Genomic DNA, 17,979 nt, shown 5'->3' on the forward strand with positions numbered 1-17,979 from the left:
CTTCTATGCACCTCTGCCAGCTTATCCAATACAAGACAGCTTACGACCCCGTTTTGCCTGCTTGGAATTGCTCCATCGTCATTAACACTTCACGCGGCTTGCTGCCTTCATAAGGTCCGACGATCGACTTCGCTTCCATCTGATCGATTAACCTCGCAGCTCTCGTGTAGCCGATTCGCATCCGTCGCTGCAGCAGCGAAACGGAAGCTTGCTTCGCTTCCAATACGATTTGCACAGCTTGATCGTACAGCTCGTCGAGCTGCATGTCATCGCTCGATGTGTCGTCATCGATCTCAGGAACGAGGTCTTCCTTGTACTCCGCTTCCGCTTGTCCTCTGGCGTAATTGACAAGCACCTCGACCTCTTGGTCGGAAAGGAAAGCGCCTTGCACGCGTATCGGCTTCGACATGCCGACTGGCAAGAACAACATGTCGCCGCGTCCAAGCAGCTTCTCCGCGCCGACCATATCGAGGATGGTACGCGAATCCACCTGCGAAGAAACGCCGAATGCGATACGGGAAGGTATATTCGCCTTTATGACGCCGGTAATGACATCAACTGAAGGCCTTTGCGTCGCAATAATCAAGTGGATGCCGGCAGCGCGCGCCATCTGAGCAAGACGCGCGATTGAATCCTCTACATCATTCGCTGCAACCATCATTAAATCAGCCAGCTCGTCTACGATAACGACTATGTACGGCAATACAGCGGACGGGTTGTCCGCCACTAAGTTGTTGTAACCTTCGATGTTGCGCGTCGCTGACTTGGAGAATAGCTCATATCGCTTCTCCATCTCAACAACAATCTTCTTAAGCGCCAGCGAAGCTCTGCGCGGATCGGTAACGACTGGCGCAAGCAAATGCGGAATCCCATTGTACACGTTAAGCTCAACCATCTTAGGGTCAATCATAAGAAACTTTACTTCGTCCGGCGTTGCTTTGTACAAGATGCTCGTAATGATGCCATTGATACATACGGACTTGCCTGATCCCGTTGCCCCTGCAACGAGCAGATGGGGCATCTTCGCCAAGTTGCCGATGATAGGCTGTCCAGATATATCTCGTCCGAATGCAATGGATAGTCTTGAAGTTGCATTTTGGAACGGGACGGTCTCCATGACCTCGCGCATCGTTACGACCGACACTTCCATATTCGGCACTTCAATACCGATTGCCGACTTTCCGGGAATCGGCGCTTCCATCCGAATATCCTTAGCTGCAAGAGCAAGCGCAATGTCATCCGTCAAGCTGACGATACGACTTACCTTCACGCCTGTAGCAGGCTGCACCTCGTAGCGTGTTACAGCTGGTCCGCGAACTACGTCAAGCACGGTTGCTTTGACACCGAAGCTTTCCAGCGTCGCCTCCAGCTTGCGCTTCGAATCGTATTTATCGGTAGCATCAGCTCCCTTACCTATGGAGCTTGGCTTTGTCAGCAGCGAGAATGGCGGCAGCAAGTATGGCTTCTCTACCGGTCTTTCCTCCGCTATCGGTCTGCGGGGCGCATGCTCATCGCCGCTCACAGATACAACAAGAGCTTCCGATGTTTCGACCGAGCCTATACTTGTACTTGCGCCTATAACATCGCTAGGAACAGCTGATCCTTCTCGAAGCACAACATCGTCTTCGTTCGTGTCATCGCTTGAATCTGCACTTCCATTAGGCTCCTGCTGCCATGGCAGCGGTTCTTCAACTGCTTGCGGCCATTCGCCGCGGCCAGCCTCTTCATGACGTTCAGGTTCAGACTCGATTACGACTGGAGTATGATTAATCGTCTCGCTTTGCTCCCAAGGAGCAAGGTCGGCATCCGGCTCTACTGCGTCTCCCGCTTCACCGGACTTCTCCCATGGCTGCTCGTTATTGTCCGACTGCCAAGACGGCTTGCTACCGGAAAGACGTGTATCGTCCTCCGGCTCGAAGATCCATTCGTCCGATGACTCATCCTTATCGACATGCGCCTCTTGTGATTGTTCTTGCCTCCATGAGAAGAACAAAGATTTTTTCTTCTTCGGCTTCACGATTTCATAATCAGCGTATTCATCATCGTCGTCAATTGTCTGATCGTCATCACCGTTTACGGCGACCGGACCGTTAGCTGCAGCTGCTGCCGCACGGAGCGAGGATCGTTTTGCCCATTTGGCCATCAGCAGCTTAATCATATTGCCTGCCCGTTTCTGAATAATGCGGCCAAGCTCGACATACGATTTGCCGGTCATCAGCATGATCGAGATTGCGAACATGACGAGTAGGATGAGCACAGATCCGTAGTAACCGAATAATGAGAACAGCATCGAATATTGCAGTGCCCCAACATACCCGCCGCTAATTGCCCTATCTTTAATCGGTGCATCGGGTTCAGCCGCAACTTCAGCATCAGGAGCCGATAGCAATCCCATTCGGATATCCGTACTTAATTGAGTCAAAATAAGACTTCCCGACAGCTCCGTCGTCGGGCGAAGCTTCTTATCGATCTCCGTTACCGAGCTCCACAAGGTCAATGCCAACACCAAGATAAACAAGCCCGTCTTCCGATTCGACCATCCTTTCGGCCATATCCGTTTCACCATCACGTATAGACCGACGTATATGCCGATTAGAGCAAGCACGAAATAGAACTTGCCAAGTATAAGTCCGAATAGTTTAGATAATGATCGCCCGACAGTTGCTTCGCCTGACAACGCGATGATGGAAATCGTTATAAGCAAAATGCCGTAAACCTCATATTTTAGTTGAGCTGCTATCGATTTTTTACGTTTTCTTCTCTTCGCCAATTCCGTCACCTCTAGTAAAACATTATACCATAGGTGGGGAAATGTTCCTATGAGACGATGGTACTTGCAATAGCCTTTATACGTAATCGTAGTTGATAATCATCCCCGGATTAAGTCTGGGATTCAAATAATCATCGAGCGAGCATTCAAGTAAACGTACGATCTTGCCCATGCCTGGCGCAACAGGCGTAACAAGCATCTTTACCCCCATTGCCCACACCTCTTGCAGCGGCTCCATCTCTTCGCTGAATCCTTCCAGCACGATCTCAAGCGGCATACTTGTATAAAGCGTCATACGGTCGCTTCCTCCCCGACTTTTCGTTTCGTCTCATTTCTGCGTTCGTCAATCAACCGATTAAGCTCCTTCAAAGCATCGCCTAATCCGCCTACACGATCGATTAAGCCATGTTTGACTGCGTCAGCGCCGATTACAGTCGTACCGATATCGCGTGTCAGTTCTCCGGTCTTGAACATCAGCTCCTTGAACGTAGACTCCGGTACTTTGGAATGCGAGGTGACGAACCGAACGACACGCTCCTGCATTTTGTCCAAATACTCGAATGTTTGCGGCACCCCGATCACTAGACCGTTTAATCGTATCGGATGAATCGTCATCGTAGCCGTCTCCGCAATAATGGATAAGTTGCCGGCTACCGCAATCGGTACGCCAATGGAATGTCCGCCACCGAGAACGAGCGTAACCGTCGGCTTCGACAAGGAGGAGATCATCTCGGCTATGGCAAGGCCCGCCTCTACATCGCCGCCTACCGTATTGAGTACAATGAGAATGCCTTCTATCTTCTGATTCTGCTCCGTCGCAACAAGCTGGGGAATTAGATGCTCGTATTTAGTTGTTTTATTCTGAGGCGGCAGCACGATATGCCCTTCCACTTGACCGATAATCGTCATGCAGAAGATGTTGGACTCCGCATTAACCGGTGTAGAGGTTTGGCCTAGCTGCTGAATCGTCTCGACAACGGACGCAGCCGCTTTTTTCTTCTCATCTGCTCCAGCCGGCTCGGGTTGTTCTGCTGTCAAATCATCCATTCTGATCGTTGTCATAAATCGATATCCCCCTCTATGCTCATAACCTGCAACTCGTCATAGTATGGGGCTGATGGCTGAATTTATACGGCTGCGCTTCATATGGGAGGAGAAGAAATGGATCGCTTGCGCGCAAGCGTAAACGGCTATCGCCGTCCTTTGGCGGCGTAAGCTAACGTTTCGCGGTGAAATATAGGCGTAAAGATAAGAGTGAAACTTATACTTTCCTATATTTTAAAAAAAGAGGACCGTCAAGCATAAGCAGCCTAAACTGCGAACACTTGCGATCCTCTGTTTATCCGGAATGGAAATGGAAATTACACTTCCATAATAATCGGCAAAATCATAGGGCGGCGAMGAGTTTGCTCATACAGGAAGCGGCCAAGCGCATCCTTCACATTCGTCTTAAGCGAAGCCCATTCATTTACTTTGTCATTCATTAGTTTCGTGAGCGTCGATGTAACGATACGGTTCGCTTCATCAAGAAGTCCTTCCGATTCACGAACATAAACGAATCCGCGCGAGATGATGTCCGGGCCGGATAAAATTGCGCCGTCTTGCTTGCTTAGCGTAACGACAACAACGAGAATCCCGTCCTGCGACAGCAGCTTGCGATCGCGCAATACGATATTGCCTACATCGCCTACGCCGAGTCCATCAATCAATACGTTGCCGGCTTGTACCTTCGAGCCCTTACGGCCTACGCCGCCTTGAACTTCAACCGTATCGCCGTTATCGATGATGAAGATGTTCTCGCGCTCAATACCGATCGATTCAGCCAACTTAGCGTGTTGACGCTGCATACGATATTCACCGTGGATAGGAATGAAATATTTCGGCTTGATCAGGTTAAGCATAAGCTTCAATTCTTCTTGGCTGCCGTGACCGGATACGTGAACGCCCGATACGGAACCTGGACCGTAAATGACGTTAGCGCCTAGACGGAACAGTTCATCGACAGTACGTCCTACATAACGTTCATTACCAGGGATTGGTGTTGCTGCGATGATGACGGTATCACCAGGCAAAATATCAACTTTGCGATGTGTCGAACGCGCCATCCGCGTAAGTGCCGACATCGGCTCTCCTTGGCTTCCTGTGCACAGAATAACGACACGGTCAGCAGCAAGCTTATTCACTTCTTCCGGTTCGATCAACATACCTTCAGGAATGTTCAAATAACCAAGCTCGGAAGCGATTCCTACAACGTTAACCATACTACGGCCTACGACAGCAATTTTGCGGCGAGTTGCTATCGAAGCGTTAATGATTTGCTGAATACGGTGTACGTTGGATGCGAATGTGGCAACTACAACGCGTTGCGTCGATTTGCGGAAAATATCTTCAAGCTCTTCCCCTACGTTGCTCTCCGAAGGTGTGAAGCCAGGACGCTCAGCATTCGTACTGTCGGACAGCAAGGCAAGTACGCCTTTACTTCCAATCTCAGCAATACGCTGCAGATCAGCGAACTGATCGTTAACCGGCGTATGGTCGAACTTAAAGTCACCTGTGTGAACGACTGTACCTTCAGGCGTGTCCAAACTTACGCCGACAGAGTCCGGGATACTGTGGTTCGTTTTGAAGAAGGATGCGCGAATCGAGCCGAACTGAATTTCGGATTCAGCGTTGATAAGAATACGCTTCGTCTCGCCAAGCAAGCCCGCTTCCTTCAGCTTGCCTTCGATTAGTCCAAGGGTAAGTTTTGTTGCATATACCGGTACGTTCAGACTTTTCAACACGTACGGCAAACCGCCAATGTGGTCTTCATGACCATGCGTGATGAGAATAGCGCGAACTTTGTCGCGATTCTCTGTAAGGTAGGATATATCTGGAATGACGATATCGATTCCGAGCATGTCCTCTTCCGGGAACTTCAATCCCGAGTCAACAACAACAATGTCGTTGTTATATTGAATTACGTACATATTTTTTCCGATTTCGCCTGCGCCGCCTAGTGCAAATATGAGCAGCTTATCCTGGTTGTTCTTCTTCGACAAGTGGATCTAGACCTCCTTAAGGTTATGCGAAGCAGCTTGCTGCTTCGTAAGCAATATAATTTGTTGGTAAGTATGTGAAGCTTATGACAGCTTCATGGAAAGCATATAGTGTGGCTTATCAAGCATAAAATCCCTCGAAAGCCTATTCTTTGGAAACGTAAAGCGGTGAGCCGATCGTACGAATACTGCCATTCGGCTCTGTGAAACCATAAGTCGCCACGAAAAATCATACGAAAAGTACCGAAGCTTAGACAGCTTCGAAAGCGTATTCTCGATCGTTGCAAACCGAAAATGCAAATATGAGTTTACGTATGCGCTTCTATCGTCAGACGCCGTTCCGACGTTATTACTTTCGTTCTCAAATATTTGCCGCACCCAGTCACTTGAACTCATTATACATGATGAAAAAGCTGGAATACAAGTGAAACCCGATTTAGCGATATTATTTAGATTTCCCCAAAAAATAAAACCGATGCTGGACGCACCGGCTGTCGTTAAATAATTGCGTTATTTATTGAATCAAATCGCGAATGAAAGCAGCTTCCTGCTCCGTTGCCGGAACGAGCGGCAGCCTTACTTCGCCTACCGGAATTCCTTTGAGCCCTAGTGCGTATTTCACTGCAACCGGATTAGGAACGGGATGAGGACAGTTGAACAAACCTTTGAATATCGGGAACAATCGACCGTTAATACGCGCGGCCTCCTGAACGTTGCCGCTCAAGTATGCGTCGATCAGCTGCTTCATCTCTGAGCCGACGATATGGCTCGCCACGCTGACAATGCCGTAAGCGCCAACTGCAAGCGCAGGCAATGTCATGCTGTCGTCGCCGCTATACACGACGAAGCCTTCCGGCGCTCCGGCAACGATTAGCGTCAATTGATCGGTCGATGCGCAATCCTTCGTCGCAACAATATTGTCAATCTGTGCTAGTCGAATCGTCGTTGCTGCGGAAATATTGACGCCAGTGCGCCCTTCAACATTGTAAAGGATGATCGGCAATTTCGTTGCTTCTGCCGTTGCTTTGAAATGCTGGTACAAACCTTCCTGGCTAGGACGGTTGTAATACGGGGCCACAAGAAGTATGCCATCCACGCCGCAAGCTTCCGCTTCCTTCGTAAGATGGATCGTATGGGCCGTGTTGTTGCTGCCTGTTCCTGCAATAATTTTGACGCGGCCTGCCGCATGCTTAACAGCGAAACGGAACAGCTCCAGCTTCTCTTCGTCGGACAACGTTGGCGATTCTCCGGTTGTTCCGCATACTACGATGCTCGTGTTTTGTTGCACGTCAATCAAATAATCGATTAAGCGTGCTGCTGTCTCCAAATCAATCTGTCCGTTTGCGTCAAACGGCGTAACCATGGCGGTAATTAGTCTTCCGAAGTCCATCTGATCTCCTCCTATAAGTATAAGAGCTTTGCCTGTTCGCATCGAAGTTCGATCGGGCAAAACCAACATCGTAAACAGCTATGATTAAGACTTCATCGAATACGGGAATAATCTGTGAAACCAATATATATATCACTAACATTGCTCACTATTGCGAATAAAGCGGCAGGTGAAGTTCGAACTTTGCATGCAGCGCCCGAAGCGCAGCCGCCATATCCGCTTCGCGTACAAGCACCCAGATCGTCGTATTCGAATCCGCCGATTGCATAATGGAAATGCCTTGCTCTGTCAATGCTTCGACAATTCGGGCCATTACGCCCGGTTCGCCGTTCATTCCGCCCCCGATTACAGATACCTTCGCGCAGCCATTAATCGCTGCTGGAGTGAATCCGCCTTCCCTGAGCACGTTGACAGCTCGCTCAGCGTCCTGATCAAATACGGTATATATGGCTCCGCTCGGCGTAACATTAATAAAATCGACGCTAATACGATGCTTAGCCATCGACTGAAACACTTGTAGCTGAACATCGCTGCGTCCTTCAATCGCTTTGACCGATATTTGCGTAATGCCTGAGACATGCGCAATGCCGGTCACGTGACGATCCCTAACCGTATGCTCTGAACGATCCAAAGACGTATCGGTAACGAGTGTCCCCGGGTCTGTATTAAATGTTGAACGAACTCGGAAAGGGATCTTCGCATGCTGAGCGATCTCAACCGCGCGAGGATGTATGACCTTCGCGCCTTGCCGCGCCATATTGCATATTTCTGCGTAACTGACGCGGGGCAACGGTTTCGCTTCCTTCACAATGCGTGGATCGGCTGTCAGAATACCGCTGACATCCGTATAAATATCAACCATCTCAGCTCGCAACGCAGCGCCCAGCGCCGTAGCCGACGTGTCGCTTCCGCCTCGACCGAGCGTTGTTGTATCGCCTTGCGCGGTAATGCCTTGGAAACCTGTCACAATGACGACAACGCCAGAATGCAGCAGGCTGACGATGCGATCAGGCCGTATTTCCTTAATACGTGCATGACCATACTGTTCATCGGTTATAATGCCCGCCTGTCCGCCGGTTAGGGTAACAGCAGGAATATCTCTCGCTACAAGTAAACTGCATAAAGCGGCTGCAGATATGATCTCCCCGCAGCCCAGCAGCATATCTCTCTCGCGATCCGGCAATCGATCGCCATTATCCCTGATAAGTTGAAGAAGCGTATCCGTAGCGTACGGATCGCCCTTTCTCCCCATCGCGGACACGACGATGACGACCGCGTATCCATTGCTTCGTTCTCTTCTTATGTGGTCAATGACATGTTCTCTGGCATGATCGGATGATAATGAGGTGCCCCCGAATTTTTGAATCAGGATGCGCATGTATGCTAGCCTCCGTAGCCGATCGCAAGATGAAGCAGTCTACTATCCTTCTCTTAATACATGTACCTGTTGCGTTCATTTCGGCGACTCATATGACGTATCATGCTGCAAATCGAGCAGGTTATCAAAGACCATCCACGTATTAAGGCCGCCAGCAACTGCTTGACACCTTACTAATCGCAGTTGTTATTGATTAAATTCTTGTTAGTAGCCTCTGAAACGACAACGGCCGACGATATGTGCGTAGACGCATCAAGAAGGTGCCGTCTCATTGTGCGCAACAATTAGTTATAGCGTTCAATGAGCAGCGGCTGAAGCTGCTTGCCCTGTAGTGCTGCCTCGCAGGCTTCCATAACAAGATCCATCTTGGCAACAAGCGAATTCGGCTTCTGCACCGGATTATCTTGACCGAAAGGCACGAAATAAATATGTTTAGCCACTAGCAACTTCGCAATGTTAGCAGCATTCAACCCTAATCCATCATTAGTAGATATAGCGAGCACGACCGGACGGCCATTGCGCATCTGCGCCTTAGCAGCCATCAAGACTGCGCTGTCTGTAAGTGCGTTAGCCAGTCGGCTTGTCGTATTGCCGGTACATGGCGCGATAACGAGCACGTCGAGCAGCTTCGAAGGGCCAAGCGGCTCTGCCTGCACAATCGTGGAGATCAACTCATTACCGGTAATCGACTTCAATTGCGCTTGCCAATCTTCGGATTTGCCGAATCTAGTATCCGTAGTCATTAACGTATTCGATACGATCGGTACGACATTGGCACCCGCGTCGACGAACCGTTTAATTTCTGGCATGACTTCAGCAAACGTGCAATGTGAGCCCGACAACGCATAGCCCACCGTAATTCCATTCCAGTTCATGACCCATTCCCCCGCTTAATCGAATCGTCCAAAATCAACTGAGTCAAGCAATCCGCTATGATACGTCCAGCTGTCTTCGGTGCGACGATACCGGGAAGTCCGGGTGCAAGCAACGCCTTGATGCCACGCTTCTCAGCGAAGCGGAAATCAGTCCCGCCAGGCTTCGATGCAAGGTCAATAATGACCGCTCGCGATGGCAAATTTGCGATAATTTGCGCTGTGACTATCATAGTCGGAATTGTATTAAAAAGCAAGTCAATATTACCCACTTGCTGCTGCAAAACCCCCATATAAAAGGGCTCAAAACCCATCTCTGAAGCACGTGCAAAGTGCTCTGAACGGCGCACGCCAACCTTCACTTTCGACCCTAAGCCTTGAAGCGTTCGAGCTAGCGTGAACCCGGTTCGGCCCAGTCCAAGAATCATGGACGTAGACCCGTGAATCGTAAAATCGGTATTCTGAATAGCCATCATAATGGCGCCTTCGGCAGTCGGTATGGAATTATAGATCGCAACGTCATCACGGTCGAACAGTTCAACTAAAGCAATATGATTTTGCTCGCATAGCTGCCGCAAATAGGGCTTCGCCATGCCGGCATATACTTTGCAATGCTTCGGCAGCTTCGCAATATGAGCTTCGGTCAGCTTCATTTGACGGTCGCTGAACACGGCATGAATAATGCCCTGATCATCCGTTCCTACTGCGGGAAGCAGAAGCGCATCCACTCCTTCGAACAGCTGCTCGTCGAATTCCGCATGCACGGCGCCGTCTAGCGAGGAATGCAGTCCGTCGAAGCCGCATACCGTAACGGTTGCATCAAGCTCCGTTAACTTGCGGATAATTTCAAGCTGCCTTGCATCACCCCCAAGCAACAGCACTTGAACGCCTGTTAGCATTAGGCCTCACTCCTTTCTGGCAACTGGATATGTATCATCTTATGCTATCGCCCAAATCGGGGTGAAAAAGAAAAAAAAGATCGGGTAAAATGCCCCGATCTTTCTCGTATAGCTATCGTGTGCGTTACACGCCTGTATGACCGAAGCCGCCCGCTCCGCGCACCGTTGCCGGTAATTCGCCCGCTTCTTCTACTATCGTTACAGCAGGCACCACCTGGAATACCATCTGCGCAATGCGTTCGCCTCGCGTAATCGTGAAAGGCTCTTGCCCTAAGTTAACGAGCAGCACCTTTACTTCTCCGCGGTAATCAGCGTCGATTGTACCCGGAGAATTCAAGCAAGTGATACCATGTTTGAACGCTAGACCGCTGCGCGGCCGAATTTGTGCCTCAAGCTCACCCGGCATCGCCATGGCGAAGCCTGTCGGGATGAGCTTGCGCTCTCCCGGTGCCAGCACTATAGGTTCGCCGACCGCAGCCTGCAGGTCGAAGCCTGCTGCCCACTCGGACATTTTGCGAGGCACGGCTATATCCTCATTACCCTCTAGTCGTTTAAACAGTACCTGGAACAAATCGATTCCTCCCCAATTGTGCAGCTGCTTTGTCATTAGATCCTACCATCGCAACGGCAAAAGGAACGGACAGCATTTGCTTCGTTACAGATTGTACATCTTCCATCGTCACCGTATCGATACGCTGCAGCAAATCGTCAAGCGTATAATGGCGTCCGAGCATCAGCTCGTTTTTGCCAAGACGGTTCATCCGGCTGCTTGTGCTTTCAAGGCTGAGTATCAAGCTGCCTTTCAGTTGCTCTTTGCCGCGATGAAGCTCTTCCTCGGATAGTCCCTTGACGGACAGCTCGCCGATCTGCTCCATCGTCAGATCAAGCACTTCTTTCGTCTGCTTAGGGGCAGTGCCGGCATAGATCGTGAACAATCCGGAATCCGCATAGGACGTATGGTAGGAATACACGGAATAAGCAAGTCCGCGCTTCTCTCTGATTTCTTGGAACAGTCTTGAGCTCATGCCGCCGCCCAGCGCATTGTTGAGCAGGATCATTGCATACAGCTTGGAATCAGTAATCGAGCAGCCGGGGAAGGTGACGCAAATATGATTCTGCTCCGTCTTCTTCTTAAAGAAGTTGTATTCTCCATGGAATATCGGCGGCTCGTTGCCAACGATAATGCCCGAGTTGTTCTTAAAGCCGCCGAAATGTTTCTCAAGCAGCTCCAGCAAAGTCGATTCTTCTACGTTTCCTGCAACGCTAATGACCGTATTATCAATCGTATAACGTTCTTTCATATAGCCGCGAAGCGTATCCGGTCCCATTGCCGTCAGTCTTTCTTCAAGGCCTAGAATCGAATAGGCAAGCGGGTGATCGCCGAACGATGCCCTCGATGCTTCGTCATGCACCTTGTCGTCGGGTGTATCCTCGTACATCGAAATCTCTTCCAAAATAACGTTTTTCTCTTTCGCCAGCTCTTCTGGATCCATCTGCGAATTGAAAAACATGTCTGACAACGCATCTACCGCAATCGGCAGATGCTCATCAAGTACCTTTGCGAAGTAACATGTGTATTCCTTCGCCGTAAAGGCATTTACATTACCGCCAATGCCGTCGAATAAATCAGCAATATCTTTCGCAGACCGTTTGTCCGTGCCCTTGAAGAGCATATGCTCGATAAAATGTGAAATGCCGTTGTTCTCCGGCGTCTCGTTGCGCGAGCCGGTCTTTACCCATATGCCGAACGATACCGATCTGACATGCGGTATATATTCAACGACAACGCGTAATCCATTACTAAGCGTATATTTGTTCACCAAGTATCCTCCTACAACATGAATGATATCACTATATCAGAATAAGTCCGCTCCCTCAACAACGGAGGGCGTTATTCTGCTCGAAGACAATGTCTCGCTAACCGTTCCCAGTGCATATCCCTTCGCCTTGGCGCTTGCAATCATCCCCGCCAGCGCATCCCTGCTGGATGCCGTCGGATGCATCAAGATTAATGCGCCTGGCTCAAGCTTAGCATTGATTTTGCGAATGATTGATTCCGCCGGCGGCTTCCTCCAATCCACGGTATCGATCGTCCATAATACCGTTTGCAGACCTTGCTCCCTGGCGACTTGAACGGTCATTTGATTAAAATCGCCGGAAGGCGGCGCGAACCATCGATTGTTAACGCCAAGCGTTGACTTCAGCAGCTCCTCCGTCTTCGCAATTTGCGTATACGCCGCTCCACGGCTTAATTCGCTCATATTGGGATGGGAATAAGCATGGTTGGACATTTCATGTCCGGCTGCTTGAATCTTGCGTGCCATATCGGCATTTTTGTTCAACCAGCTGCCATCGAGGAAGAAGGTTGCCTTCACGTTCTCCTGCTCGAGCGTCTTCAGCATCGGCTCAATATATTCATTGCCCCATGCTACATTAATCATTAGCGCAATCATCTTCTTATTCGGGTTACCGCGATATACGGGATGGGCTCCAAGGTCCTCAAGCTTTATAGACGGCTCTATTTCCTTGAATACGTATGGGATAGCGCTGTTAGCCGGCAATCGCAACGCGGCTTCATACGTTCGCTCGACATCAACTTCGATGCCGTTGTAGCCGGGGATCGCTCGCCATACGCGATCAATCGTTGCATTGACGGGAGCTTCCCGCTTATTCGCTGCTTCGGCAACAATTGTATCATAGAGCAGCCGTTTTTCCTCATCGCTGCGTTCAACCTTGCCTATTGCCAGACTTGCGCCTCCTGATTTGACTGCTGTTAGATAAGCAGATACGTCACCGTTTATACGAACGAAAACAATCAGCATCAGCATGCTTGCCGCGATGATTGCTGCTTTTCGAATCGCCATAGCCCCAACTCCCGCATAGCCTATTGCGCTCCCCGCCATTCTTCTTGCAACAAGACGCGGACACGCTTTACACATATGTATGAATCGTTGGACGAGATTATGAAGCTATCCGTAAAAGCAGGGCAAAACAAAAAAAGAGACAGATCGAATCTGACTCTTCGTTTGAAGCGATATAGTCGTTCCAACCGCCTTATTGCGCAGTCTCTGGTGTAAGAACAGCTTTACGGGAAAGGTTGATACGGCCTTGTTGGTCGATCTCCGTTACTTTAACCGTAATTTGGTCACCGATGGCCACGACGTCCTCACACTTGGCTACACGCTCATTCGCAAGCTGCGAAATGTGTACAAGACCGTCCTTGTTCGGCAAGATTTCAACGAATACGCCGAATTTCTCGATACGTTTAACCGTACCTAGATAAACTTCGCCGATGACAACTTCTTTCACGATGCCTTCGATGATCGCTTTCGCCTTTTGGTTCATCTCTTCATTCGAGGAAGCGATGAATACCATGCCGTCTTGCTCGATGTCGATTTTTACGCCGGTTTCTTCAATAATTTTATTGATGATTTTGCCGCCTGCGCCGATAACGTCACGGATTTTGTCCGGGTTAATGCGAAGCGTCAAAATTTTCGGAGCATATTTGGAAAGGTTTGTACGGGATTGCGACATAACTGCTGTCATTTTACCAAGAATGAACAGGCGTCCAAGACGAGCTTGCTCAAGCGCTTGTTGCAAAATGCTGCGGTCAATGCCGTCGATTTTAATATCCATCTGAATAGCCGTTACGCCTTCAGCCGTACCTGCAACCTTAAAGTCCATATCGCCGAGATGATCTTCCATCCCTTGAATGTCGGACAAGATCGAGAAGTGATCGCCGTCTTTGATGAGACCCATTGCGATACCTGCAACCGGTGCTTTGATCGGTACGCCGGCATCCATCATGGCAAGCGTGCTCGCGCAAATACTTGCTTGGGATGTCGAACCATTCGATTCAAGAACCTCGGATACAAGACGAATCGTGTACGGGAAGTCAGCTTCAGAAGGAATAACTTTCGATAACGCACGTTCGCCGAGTGCGCCGTGACCAATCTCGCGGCGTCCTGGAGGACGGAGCGGACGAGCCTCGCCTACGCTGAATGGCGGGAAGTTGTAATGGTGCATGAATCGTTTCGTTTCCTCAGGGGAAATGCCGTCCAAAATTTGAACGTCGCCCATTGCGCCAAGCGTACAAATGCTGAGCGCTTGTGTCTGACCGCGAGTGAACAGACCGGAACCGTGTGTACGCGGCAGCAAAGCCACATCGCACTCGATTGGGCGGATCTCGTCCAATCCGCGTCCGTCAGGACGAACTTTATCATGAGTAATGAGGCGGCGAACCTCTTCCTTCACGATATCGTAAAGCACTTCCTTCACATCGGACAGAAGCTCAGGCGAATCCGCATACTTCACTTCAAAGTGAGCAATCGTTTCGCTGTTCACGGCATCGATTGCTTCTTGGCGTGCATGCTTCTCCGCGATCTTAATCGCTTCTTGAAGACCTTTGGAAGCAAATGCGCGCACTTCTTCATTGGCTTGCGCATCAACGCTATGAAGCTTGACAGCCATCTTCGGTTTGCCTGCTACGGCTTGAAGCTCTTCGATCTTCGCAACGATATTTTTGATCTCGTCGTGGCCGAACATAATCGCTTCCAGCATAACTTCCTCAGACACTTCATTGCCTTCAGCCTCTACCATCATAATGGCATCTTTCGTACCTGCTACCACTACGAAAATATCAGTTACTTGCTCTTGCTCAACCGTCGGGTTGATCACGAATTGACCGTCCACACGACCAACGCTTACGCCGCCGATTGGACCGCTGAACGGAACGTCGGAGATCGAAAGCGCTGCAGATGTACCGATCATTGCCGCAATCTCAGGCGGGCAATCTTGATCTACGCTCATCACGATATTCGCAATTTGCACATCGTTACGGAAGCCTTCTGGGAACAAAGGACGAATCGGACGGTCAGTCAGACGGCTGGACAGAATCGCCTTCTCGCTTGGACGTCCTTCGCGCTTAATGAAGCCGCCAGGGATTTTGCCGACCGCGTATAGACGTTCCTCGTAGTTAACGGTCAACGGGAAGAAGTCCAAATCCTTCGGTTCGTTTGATGCTGTAACTGTACACAATATAACCGTGTCGCCATATCGGACGGTTACCGCAGCGTTCGCCTGCTTTGCAAGACGGCCTGTCTCAATTGTGAGCGGTCTGCCGCCTAAAGTCATTTCAATGCTATGTACCATCTGTTATCCCTCCTATACCTTACATTTTTGGCAAATCTCTCGGAAACTTTTCATATTACAAAAAGCAACCCGAATCCGCTTATCCGATATTCCCGGACGGCAGGACAGCCAGGTTGCTTTTCATTACGCATGTTTTTAACGGCGAAGGCCGAGTTTTTCGATCAATGCGCTGTAACGTCTAACATCTTTGTTTTTCAGGTATGCAAGCAGCTTACGGCGCTGACCTACCATCTTGAGCAAGCCACGGCGGGAGTGGTGGTCTTTCTTGTGCTCCCGGAAATGTTGCGTCAAGTTAACGATGTTTTCCGTCAGGATAGCGATTTGAACTTCCGGAGAACCCGTATCGTTCGCGTGCGTTTTGTGAGTGTCGATCAATTCCTGTTTACGTTCTTGCGTGATTGCCATCCTAATTCACCTCCTTCTTCATAATCGCCATTAGCCTCGTGCGCCGCCGGTGAGAGCGGACAACCAAGCTAAGGTTAAGTAGTGCCCGTATATACAAACTGTATAATCAGTCACAACGTTGTACAGTATATCATATCGAATAGGCTTTTGTCGAGGCGTTGGTTTACTTCGCCTTGAATTGTTCTCTTACCTGGTCGGAATCCCTTCCAATCTGCTTAATAAGTTCGTCCACCGAGCTGAACTTCTGCTCAGCCCTTATGAAGGATTTGAACTCGATTCGGATTGGCTCACCATAGATATCCCGGTTGAAGTCGAACAGATGGGCTTCCATAACGGGCTGAACGCCTTCCTTATTGAAAGTTGGCTTCATGCCGTGATTAAGGACACCTGGGTACGGCTTGCCATTCAGCCATGCAATGACGGCGAATACGCCAAGTCTTGGCGATACATAAGGATAATCGAAATCGATATTAGCGGTTGGAAAACCGATCGTTCTCCCCCTGCCATCCCCATGAACAACTGTGCCCGTAATTTCGTAGGTTCTGCCCAGCAGCAGCGAGGCAGTCTCCAGATCACCTTTCTCCAGCGACTCACGAACCCATGTACTGCTAACCTTGGATTCATTCTCGTAGAGCGGTTCAACGATGTGTACGACAATGTTAGGCGCGCCAAGACGCATAAGAGCTTCCGCATTGCCTGCGCCTTTGCTGCCGAACCTGAAATCAAAGCCGACGACAACTTGCTTCGCGCCTAAACCAAGAAGAACTTCGTCAACGAATCGCTCTGGCGTAACTGAGGCGAATGAGGTATCGAAGCTCATTACAAAAACAAGGTCGACGCCAAGCTCCTCGAACAGCTTCGTCTTGATATGCAGCGGAGTCAGGCAGCGGTAATAATGATCGCCTTGGCCCAGCACCTCTTTCGGATGCGGATCGAAGGTCATGACCGCCGACAACTGACCTGCAGCTTTTGCCTCAACCACGGCTCTGCGGATCACGTTCTGATGACCGCGGTGTACGCCGTCAAAGTGGCCGATAGCTATAGAAAGCGGTTTGTCCAGCGGCAATGCGGACAAACCGTCTAACGGATATTGAAGGGATATTATCTTCAACGCTGATACACCTGCATTTCCTAATAAGCTTTAATTTACTCGGCGACTGAGGAGAATACCTTAATCGGCTTCAGCAACGCGCTTTCCGTATCAATCTGAAAGATTCCAATAAATAATCGTTGATCATTATATAAACGCACAAGAACACCATTATTAGCAACTGAACTGTCAGCTATGGCAGCATGGGCTAAGGCTATCTTCTGCCCCAGCAATGCTAGCTTGCCAACAGAGGCTGGTACTTCGGCGACCGGCAAATGATCGATTGCTTCATCAGCGTCAATGAGATGCTCATTAAGCCGGCCTGATTGCTGCAATTGTTCAATCTCCTCAAGCGTCAAGCAACGCTCGCGAGTAATACCGCCCGACATCGAGCGCGTAAGACTCGCCATCGTAGCTGGAACGCCTAGCGCCTTGCCAATATCAACGCATAATGTGCGAATATAAGTGCCTTTGGAGCATACAGCGGAAAACCTAATTTCCGGATACTGTTGATCCAGCTTCATGTCCAGAAGCTCCAACTGGTAGATCGTCACCGTTCTTGACTTCCGTTCTACCGTCTTCCCTTCACGCGCTAGCTCGTACAGACGCTTGCCGTCTACCTTAACGGCAGAGAACATAGGCGGAATCTGGTCGATCTGACCAACGAATTGACGCAGCGCCTTGCGCACGGCATCCTCCGTCACTTGCGGATTCGGCTGATCCTCGAGAACAGCGCCTGTTACATCCTCCGTGTCGGTTGATATACCGAGCTTAAGTACCGCCTCATACGCTTTTGGACGCTCCTGCAAGTACTCGACGACCCGTGTAGAGCGGCCAAGGCATAACGGGAGCACACCTGTTACCATCGGGTCAAGCGTTCCAGCATGGCCGATCCGCTTCATCCGCAATATGCGCCTTACCTTTGCTACTACATCGTGGGATGTCCAGCCCTCCGGCTTCCAAACCGCCAAAATGCCGTCCATGAA

General features: G+C 49.9%; 15 protein-coding genes. All 15 read right to left on the reverse strand.

Annotation, left to right across the window (positions count from 1 at the left end; translation table 11 throughout):
• Positions 1-40: 40 nt before the first annotated feature.
• Positions 41-2,770 carry an FtsK/SpoIIIE family DNA translocase gene (locus AC1DF0_RS20215; protein WP_477575114.1) on the reverse strand — a complete coding sequence of 910 codons (2,730 nt, stop codon included), beginning with the start codon at positions 2,768-2,770 and terminating at the stop codon, positions 41-43.
• A 76-nt stretch (positions 2,771-2,846) separates the two neighbouring features.
• Positions 2,847-3,065: a YlzJ-like family protein gene (locus AC1DF0_RS20220; protein ID WP_442053007.1), complete on the reverse strand. Its 219-nt coding sequence runs from the start codon at positions 3,063-3,065 to the stop codon at positions 2,847-2,849.
• On the reverse strand, positions 3,062-3,832 hold the full coding sequence (locus AC1DF0_RS20225) for a ClpP family protease (protein WP_442053008.1): 771 nt from the start codon (positions 3,830-3,832) through the stop codon (positions 3,062-3,064). Before AC1DF0_RS20225 ends, AC1DF0_RS20220 begins: the two co-directional genes overlap by 4 nt.
• 299 nt (positions 3,833-4,131) lie before the next feature.
• Positions 4,132-5,811 (reverse strand): ribonuclease J, encoded by a 1,680-nt coding sequence (locus tag AC1DF0_RS20230; RefSeq protein ID WP_477575115.1) that lies wholly within the window; start codon positions 5,809-5,811, stop codon positions 4,132-4,134.
• A gap of 511 nt (positions 5,812-6,322) precedes the next feature.
• Positions 6,323-7,198, reverse strand: coding sequence for a 4-hydroxy-tetrahydrodipicolinate synthase (gene dapA, locus AC1DF0_RS20235; RefSeq protein WP_477575116.1), 876 nt, complete (start codon positions 7,196-7,198; stop codon positions 6,323-6,325).
• Between the two features lie 148 nt (positions 7,199-7,346).
• Positions 7,347-8,576, reverse strand: coding sequence for an aspartate kinase (gene dapG, locus AC1DF0_RS20240; protein WP_477575117.1), 1,230 nt, complete (start codon positions 8,574-8,576; stop codon positions 7,347-7,349).
• A 284-nt stretch (positions 8,577-8,860) separates the two neighbouring features.
• Positions 8,861-9,451, reverse strand: a complete 591-nt coding sequence (locus tag AC1DF0_RS20245) for a dipicolinate synthase subunit B (RefSeq protein ID WP_337103007.1) — start codon at positions 9,449-9,451, stop codon at positions 8,861-8,863.
• Positions 9,448-10,347 carry a dipicolinate synthase subunit DpsA gene (gene dpsA, locus AC1DF0_RS20250; protein WP_337103008.1) on the reverse strand — a complete coding sequence of 300 codons (900 nt, stop codon included), beginning with the start codon at positions 10,345-10,347 and terminating at the stop codon, positions 9,448-9,450. Before dpsA ends, AC1DF0_RS20245 begins: the two co-directional genes overlap by 4 nt.
• A 124-nt stretch (positions 10,348-10,471) precedes the next feature.
• Positions 10,472-10,918, reverse strand: coding sequence for a dUTP diphosphatase (gene dut / locus AC1DF0_RS20255; RefSeq protein WP_442053011.1), 447 nt, complete (start codon positions 10,916-10,918; stop codon positions 10,472-10,474).
• Positions 10,899-12,167: an insulinase family protein gene (locus AC1DF0_RS20260; protein ID WP_475820576.1), complete on the reverse strand. Its 1,269-nt coding sequence runs from the start codon at positions 12,165-12,167 to the stop codon at positions 10,899-10,901. The genes dut and AC1DF0_RS20260 overlap by 20 nt, the downstream gene beginning before the upstream one ends.
• A gap of 36 nt (positions 12,168-12,203) precedes the next feature.
• Positions 12,204-13,211, reverse strand: a complete 1,008-nt coding sequence (locus AC1DF0_RS20265; protein ID WP_442053013.1) for a polysaccharide deacetylase family protein — start codon at positions 13,209-13,211, stop codon at positions 12,204-12,206.
• 190 nt (positions 13,212-13,401) lie between these two features.
• Positions 13,402-15,498, reverse strand: a complete 2,097-nt coding sequence (gene pnp, locus AC1DF0_RS20270; RefSeq protein WP_477575118.1) for a polyribonucleotide nucleotidyltransferase — start codon at positions 15,496-15,498, stop codon at positions 13,402-13,404.
• Positions 15,499-15,633: 135 nt separating this feature from the next.
• A complete protein-coding gene (gene rpsO / locus AC1DF0_RS20275; protein WP_307204092.1) occupies positions 15,634-15,903 on the reverse strand; it encodes a 30S ribosomal protein S15 in 270 nt (89 codons plus the stop codon).
• Between the two features lie 163 nt (positions 15,904-16,066).
• Complete coding sequence (locus tag AC1DF0_RS20280) at positions 16,067-17,014, reverse strand: bifunctional riboflavin kinase/FAD synthetase (RefSeq protein ID WP_442053015.1); 948 nt, start codon at positions 17,012-17,014, stop codon at positions 16,067-16,069.
• Between the two features lie 35 nt (positions 17,015-17,049).
• Entirely contained in the window at positions 17,050-17,976 is a 927-nt protein-coding gene (truB, locus tag AC1DF0_RS20285; protein WP_477575119.1) for a tRNA pseudouridine(55) synthase TruB, read from the reverse strand.
• Positions 17,977-17,979: the final 3 nt, after the last annotated feature.

This window comes from Paenibacillus sp. 05T425 (genome assembly GCF_056396205.1).

Coding starts and splice junctions, on each gene's coding strand:
- truB (WP_477575119.1), bottom strand. CDS start 17,976: ATGGACGGCATTTTGGCGGTTTGGAAGCCGGAGGGCTGGACATCCCAC.
- dapG (WP_477575117.1), bottom strand. CDS start 8,576: ATGCGCATCCTGATTCAAAAATTCGGGGGCACCTCATTATCATCCGAT.
- pnp (WP_477575118.1), bottom strand. CDS start 15,498: ATGGTACATAGCATTGAAATGACTTTAGGCGGCAGACCGCTCACAATT.
- rpsO (WP_307204092.1), bottom strand. CDS start 15,903: ATGGCAATCACGCAAGAACGTAAACAGGAATTGATCGACACTCACAAA.
- dpsA (WP_337103008.1), bottom strand. CDS start 10,347: ATGCTAACAGGCGTTCAAGTGCTGTTGCTTGGGGGTGATGCAAGGCAG.
- AC1DF0_RS20225 (WP_442053008.1), bottom strand. CDS start 3,832: ATGACAACGATCAGAATGGATGATTTGACAGCAGAACAACCCGAGCCG.
- AC1DF0_RS20245 (WP_337103007.1), bottom strand. CDS start 9,451: ATGAACTGGAATGGAATTACGGTGGGCTATGCGTTGTCGGGCTCACAT.
- AC1DF0_RS20265 (WP_442053013.1), bottom strand. CDS start 13,211: ATGGCGATTCGAAAAGCAGCAATCATCGCGGCAAGCATGCTGATGCTG.
- AC1DF0_RS20220 (WP_442053007.1), bottom strand. CDS start 3,065: ATGACGCTTTATACAAGTATGCCGCTTGAGATCGTGCTGGAAGGATTC.
- dapA (WP_477575116.1), bottom strand. CDS start 7,198: ATGGACTTCGGAAGACTAATTACCGCCATGGTTACGCCGTTTGACGCA.